General features: G+C 69.7%; 14 protein-coding genes and 2 pseudogenes. 9 read left to right on the top strand and 7 right to left on the bottom strand.

Annotated features, from left to right (window positions below):
• The coding region (locus ACFWPJ_RS08280; protein ID WP_378848768.1) for an MsnO8 family LLM class oxidoreductase at positions 1–790 on the top strand (790 nt) is incomplete at its 5' end.
• A 6-nt stretch (positions 791–796) separates the two neighbouring features.
• Here ACFWPJ_RS08280 and ACFWPJ_RS08275 read toward each other — a convergent pair.
• Positions 797–1,183: pseudogene (locus ACFWPJ_RS08275) on the bottom strand (NADPH-dependent oxidoreductase); the annotation flags it as partial.
• Between the two features lie 205 nt (positions 1,184–1,388).
• Between ACFWPJ_RS08275 and ACFWPJ_RS08270 the strand changes: the two are divergent.
• Together ACFWPJ_RS08270 and ACFWPJ_RS08265 are read left to right on the top strand one after the other, a co-directional pair.
• Positions 1,389–1,994: a pyridoxamine 5'-phosphate oxidase family protein gene (locus ACFWPJ_RS08270; RefSeq protein WP_378848766.1), complete on the top strand. Its 606-nt coding sequence runs from the start codon at positions 1,389–1,391 to the stop codon at positions 1,992–1,994.
• 9 nt (positions 1,995–2,003) lie between these two features.
• On the top strand, positions 2,004–2,750 hold the full coding sequence (locus tag ACFWPJ_RS08265) for a M50 family metallopeptidase (RefSeq protein ID WP_378848764.1): 747 nt from the start codon (positions 2,004–2,006) through the stop codon (positions 2,748–2,750).
• On the opposite strand, the gene ACFWPJ_RS08260 is transcribed toward ACFWPJ_RS08265, so the two are convergent.
• Positions 2,741–3,223, bottom strand: coding sequence for a gluconokinase (locus ACFWPJ_RS08260; RefSeq protein ID WP_378848770.1), 483 nt, complete (start codon positions 3,221–3,223; stop codon positions 2,741–2,743). The genes ACFWPJ_RS08265 and ACFWPJ_RS08260 overlap by 10 nt on opposite strands.
• Positions 3,224–3,342: 119 nt before the next feature.
• A complete protein-coding gene (locus ACFWPJ_RS08255; protein ID WP_378848761.1) occupies positions 3,343–5,382 on the bottom strand; it encodes a CocE/NonD family hydrolase in 2,040 nt (679 codons plus the stop codon).
• A 257-nt stretch (positions 5,383–5,639) separates the two neighbouring features.
• Here ACFWPJ_RS08255 and ACFWPJ_RS08250 point away from each other — a divergent pair, with 257 nt between their 5' ends.
• Together ACFWPJ_RS08250 and ACFWPJ_RS08245 are read left to right on the top strand one after the other, a co-directional pair.
• Positions 5,640–6,443 carry a VOC family protein gene (locus ACFWPJ_RS08250; RefSeq protein WP_378848758.1) on the top strand — a complete coding sequence of 268 codons (804 nt, stop codon included), beginning with the start codon at positions 5,640–5,642 and terminating at the stop codon, positions 6,441–6,443.
• 176 nt (positions 6,444–6,619) lie between these two features.
• Positions 6,620–6,982 (top strand): cupin domain-containing protein, encoded by a 363-nt coding sequence (locus ACFWPJ_RS08245; protein WP_378848755.1) that lies wholly within the window; start codon positions 6,620–6,622, stop codon positions 6,980–6,982.
• A gap of 12 nt (positions 6,983–6,994) precedes the next feature.
• Here ACFWPJ_RS08245 and ACFWPJ_RS08240 read toward each other — a convergent pair.
• The 3 genes and pseudogenes from ACFWPJ_RS08240 to ACFWPJ_RS08230 all read right to left on the bottom strand — a co-directional run.
• Positions 6,995–8,418: pseudogene (locus ACFWPJ_RS08240) on the bottom strand (alkyl/aryl-sulfatase); the annotation flags it as partial.
• Positions 8,419–8,672: 254 nt separating this feature from the next.
• Positions 8,673–9,998, bottom strand: coding sequence for a PucR family transcriptional regulator (locus tag ACFWPJ_RS08235; RefSeq protein ID WP_378848752.1), 1,326 nt, complete (start codon positions 9,996–9,998; stop codon positions 8,673–8,675).
• Positions 9,999–10,019: 21 nt separating this feature from the next.
• The gene (locus ACFWPJ_RS08230; RefSeq protein ID WP_378848750.1) at positions 10,020–10,289 is read right to left on the bottom strand and encodes a hypothetical protein; all 270 of its coding nucleotides are present in this window, start codon (positions 10,287–10,289) and stop codon (positions 10,020–10,022) included.
• 134 nt (positions 10,290–10,423) lie between these two features.
• Between ACFWPJ_RS08230 and pruA the strand changes: the two genes are divergently transcribed.
• The 4 genes from pruA (at position 10,424) to ACFWPJ_RS08210 (ending at position 15,255) form a co-directional block, all read left to right on the top strand.
• Positions 10,424–12,076: an L-glutamate gamma-semialdehyde dehydrogenase gene (gene pruA / locus ACFWPJ_RS08225; RefSeq protein ID WP_378848748.1), complete on the top strand. Its 1,653-nt coding sequence runs from the start codon at positions 10,424–10,426 to the stop codon at positions 12,074–12,076.
• Entirely contained in the window at positions 12,076–13,038 is a 963-nt protein-coding gene (locus tag ACFWPJ_RS08220) for a proline dehydrogenase family protein (RefSeq protein ID WP_378848746.1), read from the top strand. The genes pruA and ACFWPJ_RS08220 overlap by 1 nt, the downstream gene beginning before the upstream one ends.
• A 128-nt stretch (positions 13,039–13,166) precedes the next feature.
• Positions 13,167–14,594, top strand: coding sequence for an amino acid permease (locus ACFWPJ_RS08215; RefSeq protein WP_378848743.1), 1,428 nt, complete (start codon positions 13,167–13,169; stop codon positions 14,592–14,594).
• Between the two features lie 34 nt (positions 14,595–14,628).
• Positions 14,629–15,255 (top strand): TetR family transcriptional regulator, encoded by a 627-nt coding sequence (locus ACFWPJ_RS08210; protein WP_378848741.1) that lies wholly within the window; start codon positions 14,629–14,631, stop codon positions 15,253–15,255.
• On the opposite strand, the gene ACFWPJ_RS08205 is transcribed toward ACFWPJ_RS08210, so the two are convergent.
• The coding region (locus ACFWPJ_RS08205) for an AMP-binding protein (protein WP_378848738.1) at positions 15,238–16,011 on the bottom strand (774 nt) is incomplete at its 5' end. The genes ACFWPJ_RS08210 and ACFWPJ_RS08205 overlap by 18 nt on opposite strands.

The following is a 16,011-nucleotide window of genomic DNA, read 5'->3' as shown; positions in this document are numbered from 1 at the left end:
CTATTCGGCGCGATATTCTTTTTTTAAAAAACCACCGCTCCAAAATCACCCGCCGCGGGGGGTCGCCGAGCAGTTCGCCACGATCGAGTCGCTGCTTCCGGGGCGTTTAGATCTGGGCATCGGGCGCGCGCCCGGTACCGATCCGGTGACCGCGCGGGCGCTGCGGCGCAACGCCGAGGGCCTGAACGGTGATTCGTTCCCCCGCGAGCTGACCGCGCTGATCGGATTCTTCCGCGGCGCCGACCCCGACGGCATCGTCGCCAGTCCCGGCCGTGACGCCGAACCGCAGGTGTGGTTGCTCGGCTCGAGCGGCTACAGCGCCCAGGTGGCCGCGGTGCTCGGGCTGCCGTTCGCCTTCGCCCACCACATCGCCCCGGACAACACCGCCGCCGCGCTCGCGCTCTACCGCGACAACTTCCGGCCGTCGGAGACGCTGAGCGCGCCGTACACGATAGTGGCCGCCTCGGCGATCTGCGCCGACACCGACGCCGAGGCCGACCGGCTCGCCGCACCGCGCGACCTCGCCTTCGCCCAGCTGCGCGCGGGCCGTCCGCAGGCGCTGGCGACGCCGGAACAGGCTGCCGCCTTCCCCGGCAGCGACGCCGAACGGCGCTTCGCCGCGCAGCGCAAGGCCGGTCAGTTGCAGGGCTCGCCGGACACCGTGCGCGCCCAAGCCGCCGAACTGCTCGCCGCCGCCGCGCCCGACGAGCTCATGCTCAACACGCTGGTCTACGACATCGACGCCCGCATCCGCTCGCTCGAGCTGACCCGCGCCGCGCTCGACGGCTGAGCCTGCTCAGCGCAGCCGGAATCCCCTGGCCGCCAAGGACTCCCGCAGCCGGTCGCGCCCGTTGAGTGAGGCCTTCGACGCCAGCCTGGCCAGGACCCGTTCGGTCCAGGAGAACGGCAGCCCCTGCTCGGAGTAGATCTCGCCGATCCGCTCCTCGTAGGCGGCGACGGGCTCACGCTGCCCTGCCAGATCGTAGTTTTCCTGGTGCAGCACCGCCGCCTGCGGCAGTCGCGGCTTCACCCGCGTGCCCTCCTCCGGGTCGGGATGCCCGACGACCAGGCCGAAGACCGCGAAGACGTGCTCGGGCAGATGGAGTTCGGCGGCCACCCGTTCCGGGTCGTTGCGCAGCGCGCCGATGTAGACGGTGCCGAGTCCGAGGGATTCGGCACCGGATTCCACTGCGCGGGGACCTCGGTCGACGGGTCGGCGTAGCGCTGCTGCACGGGGTGGACGGGGCTGGGTGCGGTCTGCGTCATACCGACATCGTCGGACACCGCCCGGTTCGCGTCTGCGGTAACCCTCAGCATGAACCGAACGACGGCCCGCCGATACAGTAGAGGCGGGGAGCCCGCTGCCTGGCGGGACGAGGAAGTGCGTGATGGCCAAGGTGTTCGACCGGATCGACGACAAGTTACGGGCCTTCATCGCCGAACAGCCGATGTTCTTCATCGGCACCGCGCCGTCGGACGGCGGCCACGTCAACGTCTCCCCGAAGGGGTATCGCGACACCTTCGCCGTGATCGACGACCACACGGTCGCCTACCTCGACCTGTTCGGCAGCGGCGCGGAGACAATCGCACACCTGCGCGACAACGGCCGGATCACCGTGATGTTCTGCTCGTTCACCCGGACGGCCCGCATCCTGCGCCTGTTCGGCACCGGCCGCGTGGTCCGTCCCGATTCGTCCGAATTCGCCACGCTGCGTGAACATTTCGGCACCGGGCACACCGGTATCCGCGCGGTCGTCGCGGTCTCGGTGGACCGCGTCGCCGACTCGTGCGGCTGGTCTGTCCCCTACCTCGAGCTCGTCGAGGAACGCTCGATTCTCGACGAGGCGCACACCCGCCGCACCGACGCGGACTTCGCCCGCCGCATCGCGGGCGACAACGCCGTCAGCATCGACGGCCTACCCGCCCTGGAACCCGATCATCCGCTGCCGTCCCAGGTTTCGCGCGAGCGCACGCCCGACGCCGTGGACAGCTAAAGTGCGGCGGTGAACACCGGATCCGCCAGCTCGCTGCTCGACCGTCTCCTCGCCACCCAACCCGCGCCCGCATGGTGGCTGGTGCTCGTCACCGCCGCGGTGGCGCTCGTCCTGGTCGGCTACCGGCCGCTGTGGCGGCTCACCCGGGCGGCGGTGACCGTGGTCCACGAGGGTGGGCACGCGCTGGTCGCCCTGCTCACCGGGCGCAGGCTGCACGCGATCACCCTGCACACCGACACCTCCGGGCTCACCGTGTCCAGCGGCAAGCCGACCGGTCTCGGCATGATCCTCACCGCGGCCGCGGGCTATCCGGCCCCGGCGGCGCTGGGGCTCGGGTACGCGGCGCTGCTCGGGACCGGCCGGGTGACGCTGATGCTGTGGGCGACGCTGCTCATGCTGGCCGCGGTACTGGTCAAGGTCCGCAATATCTACGGCCTGCTCACCGTCGCCGTGCTCGGCGCGCTGGTGTTCGGCGTGTCCTGGTTCGGCACCGATCTGCTGCAGGCGGGTTTCGCCTACCTGGCGGCGTGGTTCCTGCTGGCCGCCGCGGTCCGGCCGGTGATCGAACTACAGCGCAGCCGCCGTCGGCAGCCGGGGCGCACCGATTCCGATGCCGATCAGCTGGCCAGGCTGACCCACCTGCCCGCGCTGCTGTGGGTGCTGTTCTTCACCGCCCTGTGCCTGGCCGCGCTGGTCGTCGGCGGCGGGCTGCTGCTGGCCCCGGTCGAGCAGCTGCATCCGCTGCTTCAGCGGTAATCGGCCCGCCAGGCGTCAACCGCCTCGGTCACCAGCACCGTCGGCGGCGCGAGCGCGTCGAGGGTTACGCCCGCCTCGCCGGGTTCCAGCGGTTCCAGCGTCTCCAGCTGTGAGTCGAGCAGGATCGTCGGCATGAAGTGGCCGAGCCTGCCGGTCATCCGGCGCAGCAGTTCTGCCCTGGTGGCGGCCAGATGCACGAAGTACGCGTGCGGCGCGCCCCGGCGCAGCCGGTCACGGTAGGAGCGCCGCAACGCCGAACACGCGGCGACGCCGCCGGACTCCTGGTGCCCGCCGAGCCAGGTGGCGACCGTGTCGAGCCACGGCCACCGGTCCTCGTCGGTGAGCGGGATGCCTGCCGCCATCTTCTCGATGTTCTCGATCGGATGGAAGTCGTCGCCTTCGGCATAGGGCACCTCGAGCCGCGCGGCCGTCAGCGCGCCGACCGTCGTCTTGCCGCACCCGGAGACGCCCATCACCACGATGACGGGTTGCACCACATCGACCTCCTCGTCCGAACCACGGGTCTACAGGCTCACACACCGCGCGGGTGGTGAGTCCGGGCACGCCGGATCGGCCCTGGATCCGATGCCGGTCAGGGAATCGGGCGGTCGGTGGGCAGGTTGACGAAGCTCGGTTCGGCCGGGTCGAGACGCAGGTGCTGGGGTTCGAGTCCGGTCGCGTTCAGCATCGGCCGGAACGGCAGCGCCTTGGGGGCGTTGCCCGCGTAGACGTCGATGCGCAGCCGGTGTCCGGGCGCCAGCACCGCTTGGGTCGGGATGATGGCGACATCGATCGCGGTGGGCGCGCCGGGGACCACGGGCAGCAGCCGGTCGAGGGTGAGCGGATTGAAGGGGGCGGTGAGGTCGCCGTTGACCGAGCGCGCGCTGCGCCGTTCGTCGATGGCCCGCATGGACGTCGTCAGCTGACCGGTGGTCAGCACGGTCGAGGTGCCGTCGAGCGCGACATCGTTGACGGTGACGTTCCAGAAACCGTCGGTGGAGTCGTGCACGGTATTGAGCCGCACATTGATCGGGCCCGAGATCACCGTCTGCTCGGTCAGCGGTGCGCTGGTGAAGGTGAGCGCGTTGCGTTCGGCGATCCGGGAATCCTTCGCGCAGGCGTCCAGCGCCGCCGCCATCCCGGCCGAGCCCTGCGCCGCGTCCCGCGAGCACATGGTGCTCAGACCCGGTGCGACGGTGAGATTTTCGGCCGCGGCCGGTCCGGTGGCGCTGAGCGAACCGTCGTGCAGGCTGTCCTCGGTGCTGCCACTCGGGGCGGCGGACAGGTAGACGCGACGATGCGTGACGCCGGGCATCGGGAACTCCGGCAGCGTGATCCAGCTGCCGCCCTGCTGCTTCACGGTGACGGGGCCGAAGTCGTCGACGCCGCTGTCGATGTCCTTGAGCCACTTGTCGAACCAGGCGCGCTGCAAGACGTCCAGCCGCGGCGGCGCGCCCGGAACACCGGTTCCCGCACCGGGATTGGCGTGATAGGTGTCGCCGACGACGAGCTGCTTGCGCCCCGCGGGCAGGGGGATCTGCTCGTAGAGTTTGGTCGCGCTGTTGGCGAAGATGTCATGCCAGCCGCCGTAGACGAAGGTCGGCACGGTCACCTTCTCCGGGTGCCCCATGATCGCCTCGCGGAAGGCCGAGGTGTCGTCGAGCGCGCCGTCGAGCGCGGGCGGCATGTTCGACAGCGACGGGGTGAACAGCGCCTGGGCGAGCAGATCGAAGTTGGTCGTCGGGTCGGCGAGCCGGTCGCGGAACCAGGTCCAGTCGAAGCTGCCGTCGGCCATCGAGGCGACATCGGGGACGAGTTTGAGCTGATTCACCGAGTTCAGCCACATCGGCAGGAAGGTGGTGCCGACGCCACCGCCGGGAGCGACCACATCGCGCATCAGGTCGCTACCCGGCTCCACCGGGAAGATCGCCTGCAGTGCGGCGGGCGCGTCCTCCGCGGCGCGCAACTGGTTGATACCGGAGTAGGAGCCGCCGCTCATGCCGATGCGCCCGTTCGACCACGGCTGCTGCGCCGCCCAGTCGATCACCTCGCGGGTGTCGAGCTGCTCACGGGCGCCGAGGGTGTTCCATTTGCCCTGGGACAGGCCGGTTCCGCGCACATCGGCGACGACGACGGTGTACCCGCCGGCGATGAGTTTGCGGTCGACGCCGAGCATGGTCTGGATCATGCCGCCGTCGAGTGCCTGCATCAGATCGCCGAAACCGCTGATCGGGGTGGCCGACAGGTTCAGCCTGCGCACGATGTCGACGGCGGTGGCCTGCAGGCCGGGGATCGCGGCGGCCGATTCGATCAGGCCGGTCATCAGTTTCGAGTACGGCGTGAGGCTGACGATCGTCGGCAGCGGCTTCTGCTCGATCACCCCCGCCGCGTCCGCGGGCCGGTACACGTCGGCCTTGAGGACGACGCCGTCGCTCATGGTGATCTCGACGCCGCGCTCCACCCGGACCTCGGGGTAGGCGCCCGGCCCGTCGTGTAGCGCCGTCCAGTGCGCCGCGGGCGAGTCGGCGGGTTGTCCCGCCGCCGGGCCGCCGCCACATCCGAGCACGACTATCAGAGCGAGGATCGTCACCAGCATCCGGACGAGCCCGCGTTCGGAACCTCTTACCGCCATAGTGTCGCTCCCCGACCGGTTCGTTTCCCGTTGACCTAGCCACCGCACGATCGGCGCGGAAACTGTAACAGCGGCAACGACCTGAATCGCCGAGCCTCGGCCCGCTCGGACTGTCGCAGTGAACACGCATTGTTCCAGTTCAGCGGGCCGCCGGGTCGCGCGCGGACACTCGCGGGTGTCGGTGGCTGGTGGTTGACTGGGCACTGCCGGCGCGGTTCCGGCCGGCTTCCATCCATCGCCGAGGAGGACGTTCGACAATGCCGACACGTGACGAAGCTTGGCCCCAGGGCACACCCTGCTGGATCGACTGTCAGGTTGACGACACCAGTGCCGCCCGTGACTTCTACAGTGCCCTGTTCGGCTGGGACATCCAGGACGGACCCACCGACGCGGGGGGCTACCTGATGGCCATGCTCGACGGCAAACCCGCCGCGGGCATCGGCCCGAAACCCGACGGCATGCCGATGCCCTCAGCGTGGACCACCTACATCGCGGCCGAGCGCGCCGACGAGATCGCCGAAAAGGTCGCCAAGGCAGGCGGACAGGTGTTCATGCCGCCGTTCGACGTCCTCGACGTGGGCCGCATGTTCATCGGCTCCGATCCCACCGGCGGCGTGTTCGGTGTCTGGGAAGCCAAGGCGCACAACGGCGCCGAGATCTACAACCAGCACGGCGCCTACTGCTGGAACGAGCTGCACACCTCCGGCTACGACCAGGCGCACGACTTCTACAACACCGTCTTCGGCTGGCACTACACCGAAATCGGTGACGGCGAGAGCTTCACCTACTCCACGTTCGCGCTCCCCGGCCAGACCGACGGCGTCGGCGGCATGATGGACGCGTCCGCGCTCGGCACCCCGACCTACTGGCTCACCTGGATCCAGGTCGACGACGCCGACGGCACCCTGGCCAAGGCCACCGCTCTGGGCGCCTCGGTGATCATGGGGCCCGACGACAGCCCGTTCGGCCGGATGGGCATCCTGCAGGCGCCGCAGGGCGAGGTCTTCGGTGTCATCGATCCGGCCAAGGCCGTGGGCGAGGTGCCCACCGGAGGAGCCTGACGACGGGCTCGGGGCATGCGCCGCGGCACCGCGCGGCGCGTGCCCCGCGACTCTTGCGCGTGGTCGGCCACCGGCGAACCATGGACGGTGCGGTGGCTGCCGTCGCGGGCCGAGCGCGCTGACGCGCCCTGGTGGACCACGACACGCCGGCCCCTCCGGACGACCAGGAGAACGTCATGTCTGCCATGATCCGCAAGAATTTCGATTCCCCAGAGGAGACCCGGCCCTTCGAGCAGGACAAAGGCAGGCTCGATCTGGTCAATCTCGACAGTGGCCCGGTGGGCCGGGCGGTGTTCGAACCCGGCTGGCGATGGTCCGAGCACGTCAAGCCGATCGCCCAGACCGACAGCTGCCAGGCACCGCACATGGGCTACTGCCTGTCCGGGAAACTGATGGTGGTCATGGACGACGGCGAACAGCAGGAATTCGGCCCCGGCGATTTCATGGTGGTACCGCCCGGCCACGACGCCTGGGTGGTCGGCGACGAACCCTGCGTGATGCTCGACTGGCAGGGTGTCGCCGACTACGCCAAGCGGTAGGGCTTACGGCGTCAGCGACATCGCGTCGAACACCTGCTCCACGCTCGAGGCGGAGGCCAGCGCGGCGGAGTTCGCGGCGGTCGGGGTACCGAAGGACCCGTGCCGCAACTCGTGGGCGCCGCTGAGGTAGAAGTTGCGCCAGGTAGCATTCTCCGATCCGTAGGCCAGCTGTTCGAAAGCACTGGCCTGCAAGGCTTTCGCGGTGTCGTTTGCCGGTTCGGCGAAGATCACGTAGTTCACCAGCTGCACCACCCAGCGGAAGTCGGCGGCATCGTAGGCTCGCTGCGCCTGCTGGAGCACCGCGGCGGCGCCACCCATCGCCTCGACGTGGCGGCGGGCGTTGTCCACCGGCGGATGCTCCCAGAGATGTGCCGGATTGCCGTCAAACCAGCCCATGTACCGCTGATAGACGGCCTTCACATTGTGGCTGACCGAACCGTAGTAGCCGTGGGTGGACCATGACGCCGTGAGCGCGGGCGGCATCGTGATCATCTCGGCGATCTCCGCGCCGACGAAGCCCTGGTTCAGCAGCCGCAGCGTCTGATCGTTGAGGTAGGCGTACATGTCGCGCTGGAGCGAGAGGAACTCGACGATCCGGTCGGTGCCCCAGATCGGCCAGTGATGGGAGGAGAACACCAGATCCGACCGGCGGCCGTAGCGATTGATCGAGTCGGTGAGGTACTTCGCCCACCCGTGCGGATCGCGGACCAGCCCACCGCGCAGGGTCACGATGTTGTGCATGGATCGGTGCGGGTGACGTCGAGGGTGGGCGGAATGAGGCTGATCGTTCCGGTCGACGTGGTCTGTCCGAGACCGGCTCCCACCTGCCCCTTCGGACCACGGGGTAAGGCGGCGCCGTACATATAGGCGGCGCGGCGCGCCATCGCGGTGCCGGTGTAGATGTTCTCGGCGACGGCGTGCTCGAGGAATCCCGACGGCGCGATCACCGGGCAGCGGCCTGCCGCGACGTCTTGCGGCGTGATGACCCCGTAGCTGCCGCCGAAGTGATCGACGTGGGAGTGCGAGTAGATCAGGCCGGTGACCGGTCGATCGCCGCGATGCTCGCGGTAGAGGGCGAGGCCGGCAGCCGCGGTCTCGGCCGAGATGAGCGGGTCGATGACGATCACGCCGGTGTCGCCTTCGATCAGCGTCATGTTCGATATGTCGAGGCCACGGATCTGGTAGAAGCCCGGCGCGATCTCGTAGAGGCCCTGCTTCACGGTGAGCTGGGCCTGGCGCCACAGGCTCGGATTCACCGACTGCGGACAGGACCCAGCGAGGAAGTCGTAGGAGTCGTTGTCCCACACCACCTTTCCCGACGGGTCGGTGACCGTGCCCGGTTCGAAGGAGGCGATCCAGCCGCGGTCGGCGTCGGCGAAGTCGGCGGTGTCACCGAAGGGCAAGGTGTCGGCCAGGGCACGGTTGGCGTCCGCGATCGCCTTCGTGGGATCGGTCTGCGTCTTCGACGCGCGATCCCGGCCGCTTCGTCACCGCAGCCGCTGACGGTCATGCCGACAGCCAGTGCCGCGGCGGCCCCGGCTCCGACGCCGAGCATGCCGCGGCGCGACACCGAGAATCGGTCCGCATTCGTACCGTCCACCACTACAACCTCACTCAGGCGATGACTTCTCCGCCACGTGGGGGGGGTGCGACGGAGCGTCGCTATTGCAGCATAACTGCAATAACTGAGTTACCGCTGAGCAATCGGCACCGCGGCCAGCTGGATCTCCAGCAGCAGCCGGTCGGCCGGATCGTTCAGGTCGACGCCGAGGACGGCTTCCGCCCGGCGCAACCGGTATCGCAGGGTGTTCGGGTGCACGCGCAGGGTGGACGCGGCCGCACTCACCTCGCCGTGCGCCCGCAGATACGCCTGCACCGAAACGCGCAGTTCGGCGGCGTGGGCGCGGTCATAGTCGTCGAGTGCGACCAGGCGTGGATCGTGTAGTTGCGGGCGGTCGCGGACGAGTTCGAGGATCTCGGCCAGCAGCACCGCGGTCCGTGCTTCGGCCAGCGTGCTCACCCGGCTTCCCGACACGGCAGGGCTGTCCAGGACGCGGTCGACCTCGGCGCGGGCGCCCGCGACAGCGGTCAACCCGGCCACGGGTGCGGCGACCGCGGCCCGCACCGTCAGGCCCCGTGTCTGCTCGAGTTGCGCGACGAGACGGCGCACCCAAGAACCGACGCTGCGTTCGGAGTGGTAGGACGGCAGCAGAACATAGACCCGGTCACCGATCGCCTCGGTCACCGAATCGTCCCGGAAAGCGCTGGCGTGCAATCGGATCAGGCCGCTCGATGCCGCCAGCCCGGCGACCGGCCCGATCGCCGCGATGCCGATCACCGCGGCGGGACCGGTGGTGGGCAGGTTCAGCGCGGCCGCCACCGACGGCACGTCGACCCCGTCGCCGTGCGCGCCGAACAGCCTGCGCACCAGCAGCGCCTCGGTCGACGGGGCGTCCAAGCCGCGGGCGATGATCCGCGCGGCGACCGCCGAGGCGCCGCGCAGCACCTGCGCCGCGTCGGGGCGCAGCGGCTGATCGCCCTGCTGCAGCCAGATGGTGCCGAGCATGCGCGCGGGCGTGCCACGGCGGATGCCGACGACGAGGCGGCGGCGGATATCGAGTTCGGGATGTTCGGGCACGTCGACGACCTCGTCGCTGCGCCGCACCCGGTCGAACACGCCCCATTCGCGCAGGATCCGCAGGTAGTCGCTCGGGCCCTCCCTGCCGAGGATGGATCGGATGCGCAACTGGTCGGCGGAGGCGTCGGAGGCGGAGTAGGCGAGCACGTGCGACTGCGGGTCCTCGATGGACACCATGCCGCCGGTCTCCTTGGCGACCACCTGCGCCAGCCCGAACAGGTCGGTGTCGGGAGCGAGCAGGTCGTGGTCGTCGGCGGCGGCGCGCTGGCCGGGTGAACGGGCCAGCATCCGGCGCACCAGCGGGAACACCTGATCCCAGCGGGCCTGCCGATGCAGGTGCACCAGCGCGATGCCCGCCGCGGCGGCCGCGGCACGCACCGCGGGAGAGTCGTCGGCGCGCTAGGTCATCAGCACGCGGGGCCGCTGGCCGGGATCGCGGGCGGCGACCTCGCGCAGCCACCGTTCGGTGGCGTCGGCGTCGACTCCGACGAGCAGGTACACCTCCGGCAGCGGGCCCTCGGTCTCGAGGTGCTCGGGCAGATCGGCGGGCTCGGCGAGGGCGACCGAGCGGACCGGCACCGACTCTCCCGCCGGTGCGTCGACGAGGGTGGCGACGGTGTGGTCAAGCGCGGCGAGGAGTTCGCCGAGCGTGGTGGACCCGTCCGGCATCGTGCACCTCCGAATCTTTGGCCGATCAGATAAAGGCAGGGATAGTTCTTCATCCGATCAGACGATTATGACCGCTGCGCATCGGTGTTGACTACGTCACATCCCGCACCTACCACGACGCAGGAGCCGCCTTCATGGACGCCATCGCGACCACTCCGCCGCCGGTCAACGAACCGGTCGGCACTTTCGCCCCGGGAACCCCGGAGCGCGCACGCCTGCAGACCGCGCTCACCGACCTGTCCGCGACACCCACCCAGATCCACCACGTGATCGGCGGCCGCCACCTGCGTGGCGACGGTCCGCGCTTCGACGTGGTTCAGCCGCACCGGCACGCCGCTGTGCTCGGCACCCTGCACAATGCGCGCGCCGCCGAAGCCACCGCCGCGGTCGAGGCCGCCACGGCCGCCGCCACGGCCTGGTGGGCGATGTCGTTCGACGATCGGGCCGCGATCTTCCTGCGGGCCGCCGATCTGCTCGCCGGCCCGTGGCGGGAGAAGCTGTCGGCCGCGACGATGCTCGGTCAGTCCAAGTCCGCGTATCAGGCCGAGATCGACGCGCCGTGTGAACTCGTCGACTTCTGGCGGTTCAACGTGGCCTTCGCCCGCCAGATCCTCGCCGAGCAGCCGATCTCGGCGCCCGGCGTGTGGAACCGGATGCAGTACCGGTCGCTGGAGGGGTTCGTCTACGCGGTCACGCCGTTCAACTTCACCGCCATCGCGGGCAATCTGCCCACCGCGCCCGCGCTGATGGGCAATACCGTGGTGTGGAAGCCGGCCAGAACGCAGGCCGTCGCCGCCTACCTGACCATGCAGCTGCTCGAGGCCGCCGGTCTGCCGCCCGGGGTGATCAACCTGGTGCACGGACCGGGACCGGAGATCTCGGACGTGGTGCTCGCCGATCCGCGACTGGCCGGAGTCCACTTCACCGGATCGACCAAGACCTTCCAGCACCTGTGGCGCGAGGTCGCACAGCGGCTCGACCGGTACCGCACCTATCCGCGACTGGTCGGCGAGACCGGCGGCAAGGACTTCGTGCTGGCGCATCCTTCGGCCGATCCGGCGGTGCTCACCACCGCGCTGCTGCGCGGCGCGTTCGACTACCAGGGGCAGAAGTGCTCGGCGGCCTCGCGCGCGTTCGTCCCGCGTTCGGTGTGGGCGGCGATGTCGGAGGAGCTGATCGAGCAGACCGCCGCGCTGCGCTACGGCGACGTCACCGATTTCACGAATTTCGGTGGGGCACTGATCGATCGGCGCGCGTTCGACCGCAATACCGCGGCACTGGCGCGGGCCAAGGCGACACCGGGATTGACCGTGGTCGCGGGCGGTCACGCCGACGACAGCGTCGGCTGGTTCGTCGAGCCGACCATCGTCGTCGGTGACGATCCCGCCGACGAGATCTTCCACACCGAGTATTTCGGCCCGATCCTGGCGGTGCACGTCTACGACGACAGCACCCCGGCCGGCTTCACCGACGCCATGGACCTCGTCGACCGCGGCAGCGCCTACGGCCTGACCGGCTCTATCATCGCCGAGGACCGCGCCGCGATCACCGCGGCGACCGAGCGACTCACTTTCGCCGCGGGCAACTTCTACATCAACGACAAACCGTCCGGCGCGGTCGTCGGGCAGCAGCCGTTCGGCGGCGGACGCGCCTCCGGCACCAACGACAAGGCGGGCTCGGCCCAGAACCTGTTGCGCTGGACCTCCGCCCGCACCATCAAGGAAACCTTCACCCCGCCCACCGACCACCGCTATCCGCACCAGGCGCCCGAGACGGAGGCCCGCTGATGTCGGCACTGCTGCGCTCGACCATGCTCGCCGCCGCCCGCTCACCGCGGCTGGAACGCACTGTCACCCGGCTGCCGGTCAGCCGGGATGTGGTCGCCCGCTTCGTCGCGGGCACCACCGAGGACGACGCGGTGCGAGCGACCGAAACCCTGCTGCGCTCCGGCCGTTTCGTCAGCATCGACTATCTCGGCGAGGACACCACCGACCTGGCAGGCGCGCGAGCCACGGTCGAGCACTACCGCGCGCTGATCGCCGCGCTCGGCCTGCTCCCCCAGGCCGATGTCGCGACGGGAGCTGTTCGGCCGCTGGAGGTTTCGGTCAAACTCTCGGCGCTGGGCCAGGCGCTGCCGCGCGACGGGCACGCGATCGCCCGCGAGCACGCCCACCAGATCTGCACCGCCGCCGAGGCCGCGGGCATCTGGGTCACCGTCGACGCCGAGAACCACACCACCACCGACTCGACCCTGGCCAGCGTGCGCGACCTGCGCGCCGACTTCCCCTGGCTGGGCACGGTGCTGCAGGCCTACCTGCGCCGCACCGAGGACGACTGCCGGGCGCTGGCGGGCCCGGGGTCGCGAATCCGGTTGTGTAAGGGCGCCTACGACGAACCCGAGTCGGTGGCCTTCCGTGACCGGGCCGAGGTCGACGCGTCGTATCTGCGCTGCCTGGCGATCCTGACCGCGGGCTCGGGCTATCCGATGATCGCCTCGCACGACCCGGCGGTGATCGCGGCGGCCGGGGTCGCGGTGCAGTCGGCGCAGCGCAAGACCGAGGAATACGAGTACCAGATGCTGTACGGCATCCGCGCCGACGAACAGCAGCGACTCGCCGACACGGGCAACCACGTTCGCGTCTACGTCCCCTACGGTGACCAGTGGTACGGGTATTTCATGCGCAGACTGGCCGAACGGCCCGCCAACCTGGGGTTCTTCCTGCGCGCGCTCGTCGGCGGGCGCGGGTAACGACCGACTATCCATTCGGGCTCTACGGCTGAACAATATTCACTCTCGGCGCCCACGGTCGCTGCGTGGCGGTGTACTCGGGTCCGTACATCGCGATGTGGCGGTGTACGCCGACGGAAGGAACGCGAATGTCTTTCGCAGAGTTGCGCGCCCAGATGCTGCGTCGCAAACCCCTCGTCGAGGTCGAGGACGAGATCCCGAGCGACGAACGGCTCGCCAAATCGCTCGGCCTGTGGCAGCTCACCGCCATCGGCGTCGGCGGCATCATCGGCGCCGGCATCTTCACCCTGGCCGGGTCGGTCGCCCATTCGGTGACCGGGCCGGCGGTGCTGATCTCGTTCCTGATCGCCGGTGTCGCCAGCGCGGCGGCGGCGCTGTGTTACGCCGAGTTCGCCGGCATGGTGCCTAAGGCGGGCTCGGCCTACACCTACGGCTATGTCTCCCTCGGTGAGCTGGCGGGCTGGTTCATCGGCTGGGACCTGCTGCTGGAGTACATCGCGGTCGCGGCGGTGGTCGCCATCGGCGTGTCCGGATACTTCGGGTTCCTGCTCGACCAGGTCGGGCTGACCCTGCCGGAATGGATGCTCGGCGCGCCGGATACCGGTGACGGGCGGGTCGTCGATTTGTTCGCGGTGCTGTTCTGCCTCGGCACCGCCTGGGTGCTCTCGCGCGGGATCGGCAGCGTCGGCCGGTTCGAGACGGTCGCGGTCGGGATCAAGGTGGCCCTGGTGGTGCTCATCGTGGTGCTCGGGGTGTTCCACATCGACAGCGCCAACTACGACCCGTACTTCCCGTTCGGCGCGGGCGCGGTGTGGACGGGTGCGGCGACGGTGTTCTTCGCGGTGTTCGGCTACGACGCGATGAGTACCGCGGCCGAGGAATCGATCGACGGGCGCAAGCATCTGCCCAAGGCGATCATCTACTCGCTGGCCATCGCGATGGTGCTCTACGTGCTGGCCACCCTCGTGCTCACCGGCATGCAGAAATACACCGAGATCAGCCCGACCAGCGGCTTCTCCACCGCGTTCGAGTCGGTCGGGATGCCGGGCGTCGCCAATATCATCGCCGTCGGCGCGATCGTCGGCATCGTCACCGTGGTGCTCACCTTCATGCTCGGCGTCACCCGGGTGTGGTTCGCGATGAGCCGCGACGGGCTGCTGCCGGAGTGGTTCGCCAAGACCCACCCGACCCGCAAGGTGCCGACCAGGGTGACCTGGATCGTCGGTGTCGGCGCGGCGATCCTGGCAGGTGTGCTGCCCATCAACACCGTCGCCGAACTCACCAATATCGGCATCCTGATGGCGTTCATCGTGGTGTGCGCGGCGGTGATCGTGTTGCGGCGCACCAGGCCCGACGCACCGCGCTCGTTCCGGCTGCCGTTCATGCCCGTCATCCCGCTGATCGGTATCGGGTTCTCGGCCTACCTGATCTACTCACTGCCGTGGGAGACCTGGCTGCGGTTCCTGGCCTGGCTGGTGGTGGGTCTGGTCGTCTACTTCGGCTACTCACGCACACATTCGGTGATGAACCGGACGGCGCCGCAGCCGAGCGAGTAGACAGACGAGCGACGGTCTGTGCTGTGATGGGCCGATGAGGTCAGGGCACCAGGTCGAGGCGGCGGACGAGCCGGGAGCGCGTCCGCCGCGGCGCCGCCGCGATCCGGCGAAGACGCGCGAAGCCATCATCGTCGGACTGCTCGCCGCGATCACCGAGGGCGATTTCGCGCCGACGACCCGCGAGATCGCTTCCCGGGCAGGCACTTCCGAACGCAGCATCTTCGTGCACTTCGCCGACCGCGATGCCCTGCTCGCCGCCGCGACCGAGCACCAGTCCGCCACGGTGGAGGCGTGCCTGGTGACAACCGATCCCGGCCTGGCGCTCGCCGACCGGATCGCGATCGCGGTGCGGCAAAGCGGTGCCATCTTCGATCTCCAGCGCACCCCGCGCCTGCCCGGTCTGCAGGAGTCGCGGTCGGTCGCCGCGATCGACGCGCGCATGCGCCTGACCGACGAACGCATCCGCGCCGTCCTCGCCGCGCTGTTCGCCCCCGAACTCACCCGGCCCGACGGTACCGCCGACGACGAGTTGCTCGATCTGATCGACGGCGCGCTCGCCTGGCCGATGCGCCACCATCTGCAGGACCGGCGCGGGCTGTCCGGCGAACAGGCCTCGGCGGCGATCGAGCGGGCGTTGCGGCTGCTACTCGCTCAGCGCTGACTCCGGCCGCACCAGCACCCGCTTGAGGATCTTGCCGGTCTCCCCGCGCGGCAGGGCGTTGAGGAACGTCACGTCGCGCGGGACCGAGAAGCGGCTGAGCCGGTTGCGGATGTAGGTGCGCACCATGTCCGAATCCAGGCCAGCCCCTTCGCGTTTCACCACGAACGCGGCCAGCCGCTGACCGAATTCCCGGTCGGGGACGCCGACCACGGCCACCTCGGTGATCTGCGGCAGATTCGCCAGGGCTTCCTCGACGGGTCGCGGGAAGACGTTCTCGCCGCCGGAGATGATCATCTCGTCGTCGCGGCCCGCCACGAACAACCGGCCCGCGGCGTCGAGATAGCCGAGGTCGCCGGTGTCGAGCATGCCGTCGGCCTCCTCCGGCGGCGCCGCGTTGACGTAGCCGTCGAAGAGCATGTGATTGGCGACGAAAATGTGCCCGGTCGCGCCGACCGGCACCGGACGCAGGTCGGGACCGAGCACGGCCACGCGGGTGCCGAGCGGCGGCCGGCCCGCGGTGGTCGGCGAGACCCGCAGGTCGGCGGGGGTGGCGACGCTGGCCCAGGAGACCTCGGTCGAGCCGTACACGTTGTAGAGCACGTCGCCGAAGGTGTCGAGGAAGCGCAGCACGGTGGCCCCGGCCAGTGGGGCGCCGCAGCTGACGACGTGCCGCAGGCTCGACAGGTCGAAGCTCGCGCGCACGTCACCCGGCACGTCGAGCAGGCGTTCGACCATGGTGGGGACCACGATCAAGGC

Origin of the sequence: Nocardia sp. NPDC058497, assembly GCF_042720195.1 — a bacterium.
Lineage (GTDB): Bacteria > Actinomycetota > Actinomycetes > Mycobacteriales > Mycobacteriaceae > Nocardia.
Note: the sequence above shows the minus strand (reverse complement) of the source record. Positions and strands in the feature narration are given on the sequence as shown.

Bases quoted from the DNA above. Each gene is read 5' to 3' on its own strand.
- ACFWPJ_RS08270 (WP_378848766.1), top strand. From the start codon at position 1,389: ATGGCCAAGGTGTTCGACCGGATCGACGACAAGTTACGGGCCTTCATC.
- ACFWPJ_RS08260 (WP_378848770.1), bottom strand. From the start codon at position 3,223: ATGGGCGTCTCCGGGTGCGGCAAGACGACGGTCGGCGCGCTGACGGCC.
- ACFWPJ_RS08255 (WP_378848761.1), bottom strand. From the start codon at position 5,382: ATGGCGGTAAGAGGTTCCGAACGCGGGCTCGTCCGGATGCTGGTGACG.
- ACFWPJ_RS08250 (WP_378848758.1), top strand. From the start codon at position 5,640: ATGCCGACACGTGACGAAGCTTGGCCCCAGGGCACACCCTGCTGGATC.
- ACFWPJ_RS08245 (WP_378848755.1), top strand. From the start codon at position 6,620: ATGTCTGCCATGATCCGCAAGAATTTCGATTCCCCAGAGGAGACCCGG.
- ACFWPJ_RS08230 (WP_378848750.1), bottom strand. From the start codon at position 10,289: ATGCCGGACGGGTCCACCACGCTCGGCGAACTCCTCGCCGCGCTTGAC.
- pruA (WP_378848748.1), top strand. From the start codon at position 10,424: ATGGACGCCATCGCGACCACTCCGCCGCCGGTCAACGAACCGGTCGGC.
- ACFWPJ_RS08220 (WP_378848746.1), top strand. From the start codon at position 12,076: ATGTCGGCACTGCTGCGCTCGACCATGCTCGCCGCCGCCCGCTCACCG.
- ACFWPJ_RS08215 (WP_378848743.1), top strand. From the start codon at position 13,167: ATGTCTTTCGCAGAGTTGCGCGCCCAGATGCTGCGTCGCAAACCCCTC.
- ACFWPJ_RS08210 (WP_378848741.1), top strand. From the start codon at position 14,629: ATGAGGTCAGGGCACCAGGTCGAGGCGGCGGACGAGCCGGGAGCGCGT.